This window comes from Eisenbergiella porci (assembly GCF_009696275.1).
Taxonomy (GTDB): Bacteria; Bacillota; Clostridia; order Lachnospirales; family Lachnospiraceae; genus Eisenbergiella; species Eisenbergiella porci.
Genome location: NZ_VUMI01000006.1, coordinates 1 through 13,219 on the forward strand (window position 1 = coordinate 1; position 13,219 = coordinate 13,219).

Annotated in this window: 16 protein-coding genes and 1 tRNA gene; 16 read left to right on the forward strand and 1 reads right to left on the reverse strand. The window is 48.3% G+C overall.

All coding sequences use genetic code 11. The annotated features are described in order from the left end of the window. The 7 genes from FYJ45_RS05015 to FYJ45_RS05040 form a co-directional block, all read left to right on the forward strand. A partial coding sequence (locus FYJ45_RS05015) for a transposase (protein WP_195841668.1) occupies positions 1 to 366 on the forward strand: 366 nt, incomplete at its 5' end. A 391-nt stretch (positions 367 to 757) separates the two neighbouring features. After that, positions 758 to 2,869, forward strand: a complete 2,112-nt coding sequence (locus FYJ45_RS05020) for a glutamine synthetase III family protein (RefSeq protein WP_154463725.1) — start codon at positions 758 to 760, stop codon at positions 2,867 to 2,869. Positions 2,870 to 2,912: 43 nt separating this feature from the next. Further along, on the forward strand, positions 2,913 to 3,068 hold the full coding sequence (locus tag FYJ45_RS05025; RefSeq protein ID WP_154463726.1) for a hypothetical protein: 156 nt from the start codon (positions 2,913 to 2,915) through the stop codon (positions 3,066 to 3,068). 44 nt (positions 3,069 to 3,112) lie between these two features. Beyond that, positions 3,113 to 3,184 (forward strand) — tRNA-Gln (locus tag FYJ45_RS05030). A gap of 539 nt (positions 3,185 to 3,723) precedes the next feature. Continuing rightward, positions 3,724 to 4,527, forward strand: a complete 804-nt coding sequence (locus FYJ45_RS05035) for an RtcB family protein (protein ID WP_235930585.1) — start codon at positions 3,724 to 3,726, stop codon at positions 4,525 to 4,527. Further along, positions 4,524 to 4,694: a hypothetical protein gene (locus FYJ45_RS31670; RefSeq protein WP_320620549.1), complete on the forward strand. Its 171-nt coding sequence runs from the start codon at positions 4,524 to 4,526 to the stop codon at positions 4,692 to 4,694. The genes FYJ45_RS05035 and FYJ45_RS31670 overlap by 4 nt, the downstream gene beginning before the upstream one ends. After that, on the forward strand, positions 4,628 to 4,942 hold the full coding sequence (locus tag FYJ45_RS05040) for a peptide chain release factor-like protein (protein ID WP_320620550.1): 315 nt from the start codon (positions 4,628 to 4,630) through the stop codon (positions 4,940 to 4,942). Before FYJ45_RS31670 ends, FYJ45_RS05040 begins: the two co-directional genes overlap by 67 nt. Before the next feature lie 130 nt (positions 4,943 to 5,072). Here FYJ45_RS05040 and FYJ45_RS05045 read toward each other — a convergent pair whose 3' ends face one another. After that, on the reverse strand, positions 5,073 to 5,420 hold the full coding sequence (locus FYJ45_RS05045; protein ID WP_154463728.1) for a helix-turn-helix domain-containing protein: 348 nt from the start codon (positions 5,418 to 5,420) through the stop codon (positions 5,073 to 5,075). Between the two features lie 177 nt (positions 5,421 to 5,597). Here FYJ45_RS05045 and FYJ45_RS05050 point away from each other — a divergent pair, with 177 nt between their 5' ends. The 9 genes from FYJ45_RS05050 (at position 5,598) to ftsX (ending at position 13,201) form a co-directional block, all read left to right on the forward strand. Continuing rightward, positions 5,598 to 5,948, forward strand: a complete 351-nt coding sequence (locus tag FYJ45_RS05050; RefSeq protein WP_154463729.1) for a PHP domain-containing protein — start codon at positions 5,598 to 5,600, stop codon at positions 5,946 to 5,948. A gap of 339 nt (positions 5,949 to 6,287) precedes the next feature. Continuing rightward, entirely contained in the window at positions 6,288 to 6,566 is a 279-nt protein-coding gene (locus tag FYJ45_RS05055) for a hypothetical protein (RefSeq protein WP_154463730.1), read from the forward strand. 166 nt (positions 6,567 to 6,732) lie between these two features. Further along, positions 6,733 to 7,446, forward strand: coding sequence for an acyl-[acyl-carrier-protein] thioesterase (locus tag FYJ45_RS05060; protein ID WP_021638751.1), 714 nt, complete (start codon positions 6,733 to 6,735; stop codon positions 7,444 to 7,446). Between the two features lie 8 nt (positions 7,447 to 7,454). After that, positions 7,455 to 8,294 carry a CvfB family protein gene (locus tag FYJ45_RS05065; RefSeq protein WP_154463731.1) on the forward strand — a complete coding sequence of 280 codons (840 nt, stop codon included), beginning with the start codon at positions 7,455 to 7,457 and terminating at the stop codon, positions 8,292 to 8,294. Between the two features lie 9 nt (positions 8,295 to 8,303). After that, positions 8,304 to 9,230 (forward strand): type II CAAX endopeptidase family protein, encoded by a 927-nt coding sequence (locus FYJ45_RS05070; RefSeq protein ID WP_154463732.1) that lies wholly within the window; start codon positions 8,304 to 8,306, stop codon positions 9,228 to 9,230. Between the two features lie 326 nt (positions 9,231 to 9,556). Then, positions 9,557 to 10,234 (forward strand): hypothetical protein, encoded by a 678-nt coding sequence (locus tag FYJ45_RS05075; protein WP_154463733.1) that lies wholly within the window; start codon positions 9,557 to 9,559, stop codon positions 10,232 to 10,234. 207 nt (positions 10,235 to 10,441) lie between these two features. Then, complete coding sequence (locus FYJ45_RS05080; protein WP_154463734.1) at positions 10,442 to 11,530, forward strand: PucR family transcriptional regulator; 1,089 nt, start codon at positions 10,442 to 10,444, stop codon at positions 11,528 to 11,530. A 41-nt stretch (positions 11,531 to 11,571) separates the two neighbouring features. Further along, positions 11,572 to 12,312, forward strand: coding sequence for a cell division ATP-binding protein FtsE (ftsE, locus tag FYJ45_RS05085; RefSeq protein WP_021638745.1), 741 nt, complete (start codon positions 11,572 to 11,574; stop codon positions 12,310 to 12,312). Then, entirely contained in the window at positions 12,302 to 13,201 is a 900-nt protein-coding gene (gene ftsX / locus FYJ45_RS05090; RefSeq protein WP_021638744.1) for a permease-like cell division protein FtsX, read from the forward strand. The genes ftsE and ftsX overlap by 11 nt, the downstream gene beginning before the upstream one ends. The last annotated feature ends 18 nt before the right edge of the window (positions 13,202 to 13,219 follow it).

The following is a 13,219-nucleotide window of genomic DNA, read 5'->3' on the forward strand; positions in this document are numbered from 1 at the left end:
TCGCAGCAGTTCCATGTTTCATTTGAGCGAGACCAGTGTGCAAACTGTCCGAATAAGGACCGATGTAAAGCAAAAATCCATAAACGTGTCAGCAATGTTACTGTATCGATAAAATCCCATGAGAGAGCAAAACAACAGCGATTCATGGAAAGCGAAGAGTTTCGAAATCTATTCAAAATCCGTAATGGAGTTGAAACCCTGCCGTCCCTGTTGCGCAGACAATATCATGCAGACAGGATGCCTGTCAGAGGACTAATCCGGGGACGTTTTTTCTTTGGATGTAAAATCGGAGCATTGAACTTTAAAAAGCTCTTTACCTATCGAAAGGGCTTGGGGCATTATGCTCAAAATCCAGTATTGGAATAACGAAAGGACTGACAGTCATTTTGGTATTGACTACTAACATCTGGAAAATGATAAAAATCCAATTGTGTAAAATTTTCAAGGTACTATATGGTAGGTCAGAGAGTTTTTACAAACTCTTTTGACCCCAACATCTTTTTTTAATGCAAGTATAAAAAAGTTGTGATAATATAAGTTGAAAAAACCCGGGCTGCCGGTACTTTGTGATAAGGGCAGCAGAAAATCCGGGGAAGGCGGGGAGTTATGGCAACGGCGCAGCTTTGTTTTTTCCGAAGGTGGAAAGTCGGTTTCCGTCAGGAACCGCATACATAACGGATGCGGGATGCCTGCGGGACTGCGGGCGTGAAAATTTAGTGAGAAAGCCGTAATTCGCGGCGGCGGAATGGAGGATAAAATGAGCGAAGTTTTGAACGTTGAAGCAATTTTCGGCGAAAACGTATTCAACCTGGGCACTATGAGAGAGCGTCTTCCCAAGAATGTATATAAAGAGGTGAAGAAGGTCATGGACCAGGGCGGGGAGCTTTCCCCTGCAACCGCGGACATTGTGGCGAAGGCCATGAAGGACTGGGCTGTAGAACACGGCGCGACCCATTATACCCACTGGTTCCAGCCGCTGACAGGCATTACGGCTGAAAAGCATGACTCTTTTATCGGTCATCCGGATGAAAACGGCAGGATGCTGATGGAGTTTTCCGGAAAGGAACTGATCAAGGGAGAGCCGGATGCGTCTTCCTTCCCCTCAGGAGGCCTGCGGGCCACCTTTGAAGCAAGAGGCTATACGGCGTGGGATATTACCTCTCCCGCTTTCCTGAAGGAGGATGCCACGGGGGTGATTCTCTGTATTCCTACTGCCTTCTGTTCCTATACGGGCGAGGCGCTGGATAAGAAAACACCGTTGCTTCGTTCCATGGAAGCAATCGGGGAGCAGGCGCTGCGTATTGTTAAGCTGTTCGGGAATACGAGAGCTACCAAGGTAACGGCTTCCGTGGGACCGGAGCAGGAGTATTTCCTGGTGGATCGCCAGAAATATCTGAAAAGAGAGGATTTGATTTTCGCAGGCCGTACGCTGTTCGGAGCGCCGGCGCCTAAGGGACAGGAGCTGGAGGATCATTACTTCGGCGTTATCAGGGAGCGCGTGGGCGCTTTCATGAAGGATTTGAACATTGAATTGTGGAAGTTGGGCGTCACTGCCAAAACGCAGCATAATGAGGCGGCTCCGGCGCAGCATGAGCTTGCTCCCATTTATGAAACGGCCAATATTGCGGTAGACCACAATCAGATTATAATGGAAACGATGAAAAAGCTGGCGGAACGTCATGGACTCAGATGCCTGCTGAACGAGAAGCCCTTTGCGGGCGTGAACGGTTCCGGTAAGCACAACAACTGGTCTATCACTACGGATGATGGCATGAATATGCTGGATCCCGGCGAGACACCCAATGAAAACATCCAGTTCCTGCTTGTGCTGGCCTGTATCCTGAAGGCTGTGGATATCCATGCGGATCTGCTTCGTCAGAGCGCTGCTGATGTGGGAAATGATCACAGGCTTGGAGCCAATGAAGCGCCTCCGGCTATTATTTCCGTATTCCTGGGCGAGCAGCTGGAGGATGTGGTAAGACAGCTGATTGAGACCGGAGAAGCCAAGTCCTGCCTTCTGGGCGGCAAACTGATGACCGGTGTATCCACGCTGCCGGATCTCCCCAAGGATGCCACGGACAGGAACAGGACCTCACCCTTTGCTTTTACGGGGAACAAGTTTGAATTCCGTATGGTGGGTTCCGCGGATTCCGTGGCAAGCCCTAATATTACATTGAATGCCATTGTGGCAGAGGCTTTCTGCGAAGCGGCGGATATTCTGGAAAAAGCGGATGATTTCGACATGGCCGTGCATGATCTGATTAAACAGTATCTGACCGAGCATCACAGGATTATTTTCAATGGAAACGGGTATTCTGAGGAATGGGTGAAGGAAGCGGAGCGACGGGGACTTCCCAATATCAAGTCCATGATTGAAGCGGCAGGCGCCCTGACTACGGAAAGAACGGTGAAGCTGTTTGAACGGTTTCATATTTTTACCAAAGCAGAGCTGGAATCCCGTGAAGAGATTGAGTATGAGACCTATGCGAAGAGCATTAATATTGAAGCGCTGACCATGATTGACATGGCTTCCAAGCAGATAATCCCTGCGGTTATAAAGTACAGCCAGAAGCTGGCAAAAACAGTGCTTGATGTAAAGGCGGCAGGCGTGGAGCCTGTTGTGCAGGCGGATCTTCTGTCCAGGGTGAACAGCAAGCTTACTGAGATGAAGGAAGCGCTGGAGGTGCTGCAGAGAGAAGAGGCGGCGGCCTTCGCCATGGAAGATGTGAAAGCGCAGGCATTCCGCTATAAGGATGTGGTGGTGCCTGCCATGGAAGCGCTGAGAGCGCCTGCGGATGAGCTGGAAATGCTGGTGGATAAAGCGGACTGGCCGTTCCCTACCTATGGCGATTTGATGTTTGAAGTATAAAAGAACGGGTTTAAGCCCTGAAAAGGGCCCCGGCGGCTCTCATTTGGAACCGCCGGAGGCTGTTTGCCCGGAAAATCCGGCGGTGTTTTTTGGCGGAAAGAGTATTTTTAAAGCGCTTTTTGCTGAAATTAAAAAATTTGAAAAATTTTTAAAAAATTATGAAAAAAGTACTTGCATTATTTCAGGGAATCATATATAATCTATTCTTGCAAGCGGCAAAAAAAGCTTGTACAAAATACAGATAGGGCTATCGCCAAACGGTAAGGCAACGGACTCTGACTCCGTCATTTCAAGGTTCGAATCCTTGTAGCCCTGTTAGGAACCTCAGTGAAGATATTCACTGAGGTTTTTGTTCGTTAAACAGATATGAGGCATATGAGTTGCCTGTTGAGGGAGATAATGAGGTGCAGGGTATGATTGCGCTAAAACATATTCGGAATCAGTATTATACTCATTCAGGCAGGCGGAATAATATGATTATAGCTGAAAGAAAAATGTTGGTTCTGAATGGTTTGCCCCGTATTTTGATAGTCCTGTAAAGTCCCCAAATTAAGGGAAATTTTTTGCATTAATAATTGCAAGTATTCATAAGGTATGTTAAAGTAGCTGTGTAACAACGAACATGTTTAAAAGGAAGGAGTGATTGCCATGCTGCGGATAACAAAAGGGAAAACAGAATATATGAGACAAAAGGCAAAAGGCGCAGATGCTCTTACTCTTGGCAGGACTGTATAGACGGTTCGTATTTAGAAGAATAGACGGTTCATATATAGTAAGGCAATCCGGCACCTCTTGTTGAGGTGCTTTTTTTGCGCCCAAAATCAGAAAACGGAAGTATGGAGACAGAAAAATATATGGAAAAGATAACAGGAAAATATGCGCAGGCGGAGATTTTTGCAGACGATGCGGAGGACTACGCAAAGGCGCAGATTGAGATGATATGCAATAATGAGGTGAGCGACGGCTGCATAGTGAGAATTATGCCGGATAGGGATGAGGAAGGAAATCTCTATGTGGGGATCCATTCCGGCAGCCGGCACCTGGGAAAGGAAGTGACCGACTATTATGTGAAAGCCGGGGCGGCGCTTTTAAAGGAGCGTGGGATAGAAACACCCTATCCTCTTACCTGGCTGGAGGGTGAGCTTATGGAGGATTACCTGCATGACCTGCTTACGGTACAGCGTTACGCACAGCTGAACAGGGAGATTATGGCGGAGGAAATCATGAAGGGAATGAAGCTGAAGGCTCAGGAAGCCCGTTCCTCCGTCCACAATTATTTTGATGCTTCGGAGGGAATGCGTATTCTGAGAAAAGGGGCTATCTCCGCGCGAAGGGGCGAACAGATAGTCATACCTGTCAATATGAGGGACGGCATAATCCTGGGAACCGGGAAAGGAAATCCGGAGTGGAATTTTTCAGCGCCTCATGGCTCGGGAAGAAAAATCCGGCGGGATGAGGTAAAAGAGAGATATACGGTTGCGGCCTTCCGGAAAGAGATGAAAGGGATTTACAGCAGCTGCATCGCGGCGGACACCCTGGATGAAGCGCCCTTTGCATACCGCTCTATAGAGGATATCCGGGAAAAAATACGGGATACGGCGGAAATTGAGAAGATACTGAAGCCGGTATATAATTTTAAGGCAGGTGATAACAGGTGATATTTCAGATAAGCGCGGGGCAGGGGCCGGAGGAATGTGAACTGGCGGCGGGCAGGATTTTTGAAGCGCTGCAGAAGGAGTTTCCACAGATAGTAAAAATATCCGGGAAGACGGGGACTATCGTACTGAAAAATTCCACTGTGGCGGAAATGGCGGGCAAAATGTAAATAAGGTGGAAACCGGCATAAGAATAGTTCATATTCCTACTGGGATTACGGCAGTTTCCACGGAAGAAAGGAGCCAGTACCGGAATAAGCAGCGGGCAATGGAGAAAATAGACGCCAGGCTGGCGGATTTGAAGCGGCAAAGGGCGGCAGAGCAGAAAAACCAGGCCTGGAGGGAGCACAGCCGGATAGTCAGGGGAAATCCGGTGAGGGTGTATACGGGAATGGAATTTTCATTAATGGAAAAATAATTTCCGGCCTATGGGGTGAAGCAGTTAACCCGGTGGATTAAATCCACCGGGCTTTTTCGAAAAATTTTTATCTGTCACACAGATTACATGATTCCTGTGTGTTTCATTATTATCCTGTTTTTTATAAATTCTATTTCAGGTAAGGCAGGATTTCTTTAATGAATTTTTCCAGCACCAGCATCTGTTTTTCCGACAGGGTGTCCATCAGAGGCAGCAGACGTTCCAGCTTCCGGGCCGGGGATTCGTTTCCGGAATTTTCAACCGGTGTGATGTCCACAATGTCCTCCACGTTCACATGCAGGACAGAACAGATTTTCACAATCTTTTCCAGGGAGAAATTCCGTTCTCCCCGCTCCAGCTGGGCGTAGTACTGGGGATCCATTTCCAGGGCCGCAGCCAGCTTTTCCTGGGTCATATTGTTGAGCTTTCTGTATTTTTTTATGTTTTCATGAACCTGTATCATTACTTTTTCATTCATAAAATGCACCTCCTTATATAAAAAGCATAGAGTGTATTCCTGTAATTAGTAAGATACGATATGCTATATATACCCTTGCAAAAATATATGGTTATGATATGATGTGCAATGAAAAATGATTTAAGGTATTTTACGGCAAAACAGTAGTGAGATGGAGAGGAAAAGGGAGAAAATGATGTGGAAAAATTTGATGGTTCGGGCAATTATCCCGAAAAGCATCTGGCAGACTGGCCGGAAAATTATCCGGTAAATTATCTGGTAAATTACCATACACACACCGCATATTGCAGGCATGCGGGCGGCACGGCGGAGGATTATGCGCAGGAAGCCTTCAGAAAGGGGCTGGAAACGCTGGGTTTTTCCGACCATTTGCCGTTTCCGGGAGATCCCTTCGGCTACCGTATGCCCTATGAGGAGATAGGGGCTTATATTACAGATGTTTACAGAGAAAAAGAGCGGTATAAGGGACGAATGGAAATTCTCTGCGGCTTTGAAGAGAAATGGGTAAAAGGCAGGTATTCCGGTTGAAAAGATTGATCCTGTATACAAAAAACGGCGGTTTTTCCGCCGCTTTTTGCTGTGTAAATGATATTTGCCGGTCCGGAGGAGGATTTTATTGGATTATTATATTGCTAATAAATTATTTTTTGTTATGATGTATAATAACCAACTGACAAATACTCCGGCGTTCCGGCCTTTGGCTGGTATAAACAGATTGGTTCTTAACGATCCTGGCCGCCGTCTGGGCAAAGGACGGCTATTCCGGGCCTGTGGAATATGATATCCGTCGACTTGTTTAATCAAAGAGTTTCCTGTTATCACCCGGTTTACATGCCATTGTCATCCGGTTTACATAAGGAGGAGCAAATGAAGCTGATAGGAAGAGGCGCAACTGCGGAGGTCTTTGACTGCGGTGATGGTACGGTGTGCAAGCTGTTTATACCGGGCTGCCCTGTGGATGCGGTAAAAAGGGAATATGACAATGCCTGCCTGATGGAAGAAATGCGGCTCCCTGTGCCGAAGGCACATAAATTAGCCACGCTGGACAGCAGGGTAGGAATTATCTATGAAAAGATCTGCGGCGAATCCGTGTTGGATAAATTAGCAGCAGGGGAAAGCGTTGACGGCCTGAATATCTTTGTATAATCAGGGAATGCCGGAAATATGAGACTCCCCCTGCCCGTAAAGAGGTTTGACTTTATTTCCCCAAAACAACAGACATTGAATCTCGCGGCATCCTGAGTTATAATAAAATTTCAGACCGGAAAACCGGATAGCCGCATACAGCGGTTTCCGGAGGAGGAAGATATAAGTGTATACATTTCAAAGCAAAGTCAGATACAGCGAGCTGGACCCGGAGCGGAAGCTGAGCATAGCGTCTATTGTAGATTATTTTCAGGACTGTTCCACGTTCCATTCGGAGCAGCTTGGTGTGGGGATTGATTATCTTGAGGAACGCAGTCTTGTGTGGGTGATGTCCTACTGGCAGATTGTGATAGACAGATACCCGAAATTATGTGACAATATAACCATTGGCACATATCCCTATGAATTCAGAGGCTTCATGGGCTTTCGTAACTTTTTTATGGAGGATGATAAAGGGGAGCGCATTATCAGGGCAAACTCTATCTGGAGCCTGATGGATCTGAAGGCCGGGCGCCCTGCGCGTCCCACGGAGGAAATGGTGAAGGCCTATGTGCCGGAGCCAAAGCTTCCCATGGATTATGAGCCGCGCAAGATAAGCCTGGAGGGAGAGGGCAGGAAAATGCCCTCCTTTACGGTAGGAAAACAGCATCTGGACAGTAATCATCATGTAAATAACGGGCAGTATATTTATATGGCCCAGGACTATCTGCCGGAAGGGTTTTCCATCGGGCAGATGCGTGCGGAATATAGAAAGTCCGCGCTGCTCCATGACTGTATTGTGCCTGAGGTGTTTGAACAGGAGGATACGCTGAAGGTATCCCTGTGTGACGGGGCAGGACAGCCCTATGCGGTTGTGGAGTTCAGAAAACAGAAGCAGTGAGGAAAATTATGCAGATTGAATTAGGAAAAATGCAGGAGCTGACGGTTGTAAAAAAGGTGGATTTCGGTGTTTACCTGGCTCCGGAGGACAACAGGGAGGACAAGGTTCTGCTTCCCGGGAAACAGGTGCCGGAGGGCTGCGGGTTGGGGGACCGGATTACCGTATTTGTATACAGGGATTCCAGGGACCGCCTGATTTCCACAACCACAAAGCCCGGCCTGTGCCTTGGCGAGGTGGCAGTGCTGACTGTGGCTCAGACGGGAAAGCTGGGCGCTTTTCTGGACTGGGGCCTGGAAAAGGACCTTTTTCTGCCGTTCAAGGAACAGACGAGACGCGTCCAGGAAGGGGAAAGCTTTCCTGCGGCGCTGTATGTGGATAAGAGCGGCCGTCTGTGCGCAACCATGAAAATTTATCATTATCTGAAAACGGACAGCCCATATCATAAGGATGACCGTGTGAGCGGCCATCTCTATGAAATCAGCCGCCAGTTCGGTGCGTTTGTCGCGGTGGATAATCAGTATTCCGCCCTGATTCCCCCCAGGGAAATGTACGGGGAATTAAAGGTGGGAGATACGGTGGAGGCCAGGGTTATCGCTGTTCATGAGGACGGAAAGCTGGATCTGAGCGTGCGCGATAAAGCCTATCTCATCATAGAAACGGATGCGGATAAGGTCATGAGGCTGATTGAAAGCTTTGACGGCGTGCTTCCCTTCAACGACAAGGTTTCGCCGGAGGTCATTAAAAGAGAGACCAATATGAGCAAGAATGAATTCAAAAGAGCGGTGGGCCATCTGCTGAAAAACGGCCGCATTGAGATTACGGAAAAATCCATCAGAAAGATAAAATAGGAGCAGGGCATGAATTACAAGAAAGTAAACTGGTATTTCCTGGGTGTGATAATGCTGCATCTGGCGGTGGTCGGGGTTCTGATAGCGCTGCAGAATGTGTATCAGATGGGGATGGCCGTCAATCTCCTGGTAAGCGAGCTGATACTGGCGGTACCCGCGGTAATTGCCCTGCTTGCTTCCAAAGAAAAACCGAACCGGGTGCTGGGATTTCATAAGCTGAAAATATCTTCAGTGCTGATGATTATCCTCTATACCTTTCTGATGCAGCCGCTGACGACGCTTTTAAATGCGATCAGCATGCTTTTTGTGGACAATGCCGTCACTTCCATCAGCAATGAGGTGATGAACCTTCCCTTCTGGCTGACCTTTTTCATGATGGCGCTGTTCGGGCCGTTCTGTGAAGAGTTCTGTTTCCGAGGCGTAGTATACAGAGGTTATCTGAAAAGCGGGAACGTAACGGGAGCGGTTCTTCTGTCTTCCCTGCTTTTCGGGCTGATGCATATGAATTTTAACCAGGCGCCCTACGCGTTTGCCCTGGGCGTTGCCATGGCCGTGCTTGTTGAAGCTACGGGAAGCCTGTGGTCCTCCGTTCTGATGCATGTGATATTCAATGCCCAGTCGGTGCTGCTGATGTATTTTTACCAGCATTTTATGCCTGAGGTATGGCTGCAGCAGACGCAGGCGGCGGTTACCGCCGAGGATATGCTTCCGTTAATCGGCATATACCTGGTTATTGCCGTAGTATGTACGGCGCTGGCAGCCTGCGTGCTCGTATGGCTGTGCAGGAACCAGGGACGGGATGAATATGCGGCGTGGCTTTTGCAGGAGCGGAAAAGCGGGAAGAAAAAGGGCAGGCTGGTAAGCGTGCCGCTGGTAATAGGTATTGTGGTCTGCCTGGCCTACATGCTGCTGAACGTTTTTCTCAGCCGGGGGTAAGCTGTAACGAATCCTGTACCTGTTCAGTCCCTTCACGGGTACTGAGTTTTTCTATAAAACGCCCGCATAAGACAGGCGCGTTGCGCGCCTGGATATTATCTGTTATAATAGGGCGTAGGTTATGTGCGGACCGAAAGGCCGCCTGCCGGACAGCTGTTGTAGGACGGCCGTGCCGGCGGAACGATAATGGCTGGGGGGTCTGTGCGCAGAAGGTGCCGGTCTTATTCCTGTAGGCTTTTTTGGGGAAGCCTACGAAGGAAGCGGATATACTGCAGGTGTTGCAGAATATCATGTCGGGGACAGGCATTTTTTGTCAGGGTGAAGGTATGCAGAAATATACGATATTAGGAATTAAATTATATGATTACGGGGCGCGCGAAGCGCTGCGCAATACAGACAGCTTCCTGCACAACGGGGCGCTTAATACGATTGCGTATATTTCCAGTTCCAACCTGGCGCAGGCATCCAAGGATGAACAGCTGAGGGAGTGCCTGGAGGCTGTTGACATGACGATTTGTACGGAACCGGATGTGCTTGAGGCAGCAGGGATAGCCGGAAGGAACAGAATCCGCGAGATTGACGAAAAGGTTTATCTGCGGGAGCTTCTGAAGAAATTTGGCAGAAACCGCAACAGTGTGTATCTTCTGGCGGATACCCATGACAATCTGGAGGTGCTTGGGGAAATCATTTCCGAATATCAGGATAATCTCCTGATCCGGGGCTGCGGCGCCTATGAAGATTTTGGGAACCAGCCGGAAAGACTTGTTAATGCACTTAACGACCTGGCGCCGGATGTGGTGATATCCAGAATGCCGTGGCCGGAGGATCTTTATCTGATGCATGACTATGGACATTTTGTTAATGCGGAGCTGTGGGTTTCCCTCCCCTTTGGAGCGGTGACCTGGGTGCAGAATCCCTCCCTGTTCGCGCGGCTGAAGCGCAAGCTGGTATACCGGGCTTTTGCACATAATGTGAATGAATACAATAAGAAAATGGACGGGTGAATGAGCCTGTCTTTTTTTGTTTAGGTTGCCCAGAAGGTAAAAAATAGGATAAATGAAAAAAAAGCTCAAAAGTGCATAAATTTTTTGAGTTTCCTATGGATCTTTTTGTGGTTTTCAATTAAAATGGAAAAAGGGTGTTACAATAGGCAATTTTCCGGCGGCCATAACGTTTGTGGAAATTGCATAGAGAAGGAGTGGGGTAAGAATATGATATCAAATCAGGTATTACAGACGACAATTGACGGGCTGCGCAGCATCGCACGGGTTGACCTGTGTGTCGTTGACGTGGACGGCAAAATGATCGCAACGACATCCGAGGAAATGAGCAATTGTCTGGGTGCTGCACAGGATTTTTCCAGATCCCCCGCAGACAGCCAGGAAGTGCAGGGTTACCAATTTTTCAAAATTTTTGATGAAGCGCAGCTGGAATATATCCTTGTGATCGGAGGCTCCGGCGAGGACGTTTACATGATCGGGAAGATGGTTGCTTTCCAGATCCAGAGCCTTCTGGTAGCTTACAAGGAACGGTTTGACAAGGATAATTTCATTAAGAACCTGCTCCTGGACAATCTGCTTCTGGTGGACATTTACAGCAGGGCGAAGAAGCTTCATATTCCCACGGACGTGTCCAGAGTCGCGCTGATCATCGAATCGGAGAACAGCAGGGACAGCAATGTCCTGGAACTGATGCGCGGCAGCTTTGACAGCAATAACAAGGATTTCATCACGGCAGTGGATGAAAATAATGTAATCGTTGTAAAGGAACTGGTGGAGGCTGACGCCGGCAAGGAAATCGAACGCGCGGCCAGGACCATTGACGATTTTCTGGAAAAAGAAGGAATTGCGGGCGTGCGTATCGCCTACGGAACCATAGTAAAGGAAATCAAAGAGGTGAGCCGCTCCTACAAGGAAGCCAAAATGGCACTGGATGTGGGAAAAATTTTCTTTGACGAACGAAACATTATCGCATACAATGAATTGGGTATCGGAAGGCTGATTTACCAGCTTCCCATTCCTCTTTGCAAGATGTTTATCAAGGAAATTTTCGGCGGGAAAAGCCCGGATGATTTCGATGAAGAGACGCTTACCACAATCAATAAATTTTTTGAAAACAGCCTGAATGTATCAGAGACAAGCCGTCAGCTGTTTATCCACAGGAATACGCTTGTATACCGCCTGGATAAGCTGCAGAAGAGCACCGGTCTTGATTTGCGTGTGTTTGAGGATGCCATTACCTTTAAGATCGCGTTGATGGTTGTAAAATATATGAAGTACATGGAAACGTTTGAATATTAGGCTGCCGTTTTTTAGGCCGCCGGGATAGCGAGGTGTAGGTTTTGGGACTTTTTGGTACGAGGAAGACAAAAAGGAGAATTAAGGATGACGGCTCCGTCATAGTTCTTGACAGGGTAAGCAAGAGCTATTCGACGGGCGCTCCTGCTTTGAACGGAGTGAACCTGCGGGTAAAAAAGGGAGAGTTTGTTTTTATCGTGGGTGACAGCGGTTCCGGAAAGTCCACCCTCATCAAGCTTCTGCTGCGGGAACTGACGCCCACCTCCGGCACCATTCTGGTGAACGGACAGAGCGTGGCGGATTTGAAGCCGCGCCAGATACCAAGGTACAGAAGGAACCTGGGGATCGTATTCCAGGATTTCCGTCTGCTGAAGGACAGGAATGTCTATGAGAACGTGGCGTTCGCACAGCGGATCATCCAGGTACCCACAAAGGAAATCAAACGGAATGTCCCGGCGATTCTGGCGACCGTGGGGCTTGCGGGGAAATATAAGGCAAAGCCGAAGCAGCTTTCCGGCGGGGAGCAGCAGAGAGTGGCCTTGGCCAGGGCGCTGATCAACAGGCCGCCCATCCTGCTTGCCGACGAACCTACCGGAAACCTGGATCCCAAGAACTCCTGGGAAATCATGAAGCTTCTGGAGAAAATCAACGAAGGGGGAACCACAATACTGGTAGTAACCCACAACCGTGAAATCGTAAATGAAATGCGTAAGCGGGTTGTTACGATGAAGAAAGGCGTCATCGTGAGCGACGAAGAAAAAGGTGGTTATATCGATGAGAATTAGTACATTTTTTTATACGCTGAAACAGGGTATTATCAATATTTTCCGTAATAAATGGTTTTCTCTCGCTTCAGTGGCGACTATCAGCGCCTGCCTGTTTCTTTTCGGATTGTTTTATGCGGTGATTGCCAACTTCCAGAGTATTGTGAAAACGGCGGAGGAAGGCGTGTCGGTTACGATTTTCTTCCAGCCGGGTACCACGGAAGAGCAGATGAAGGAAATCGGGGATAAGATAGAGGCGCGGGAAGAGGTGTCCAAGGTGGAATTTACCTCTGCGGATGAAGCCTGGGATTATTACAGGGCAAACTGGATTCCTGAGGAATTTTCTGACGGCTTCCCGGATAACCCCCTTGAGAATTCGGCCAGCTACGCGATCTATATGAAGGATATCGCGGAGCAGGCGGCGCTGGTGGATTATCTGAACACCATACCGGAGATCAAGACGGTCAACCAGTCGGAGCTTGCGGCAACCACCCTGACGGGTGTGAATGCACTTGTGGCATATGTGTCGGCGGGCATTATCCTGATCCTGCTGCTGGTTTCTGTTTTCCTGATCAGCAATACTGTTACCATTGGTATTTCTGTCAGAAAGGAAGAAATCAGTATTATGAAATATATCGGAGCGACGGATTTCTTTGTAAGGGCGCCCTTCGTAATTGAGGGTATCCTGATAGGTATCCTCGGATCCGCATTCCCTCTGGGAACGATTTATGTGTTATACAATAAGGTTGTGGATTATATAGGGACCAAATTTTCCGTACTGTCTAATCTGCTGCATTTCCTGCCTGTAAATACAATTTTTACAACATTGGCCCCGGTCATAGTAATCGTTGGCGTGGGCATCGGTTTCATGGGTAGTTTCATTACGGTCCGCAAGCATCTGCGTGTCTGATAAGACGAAGCGGTTTGT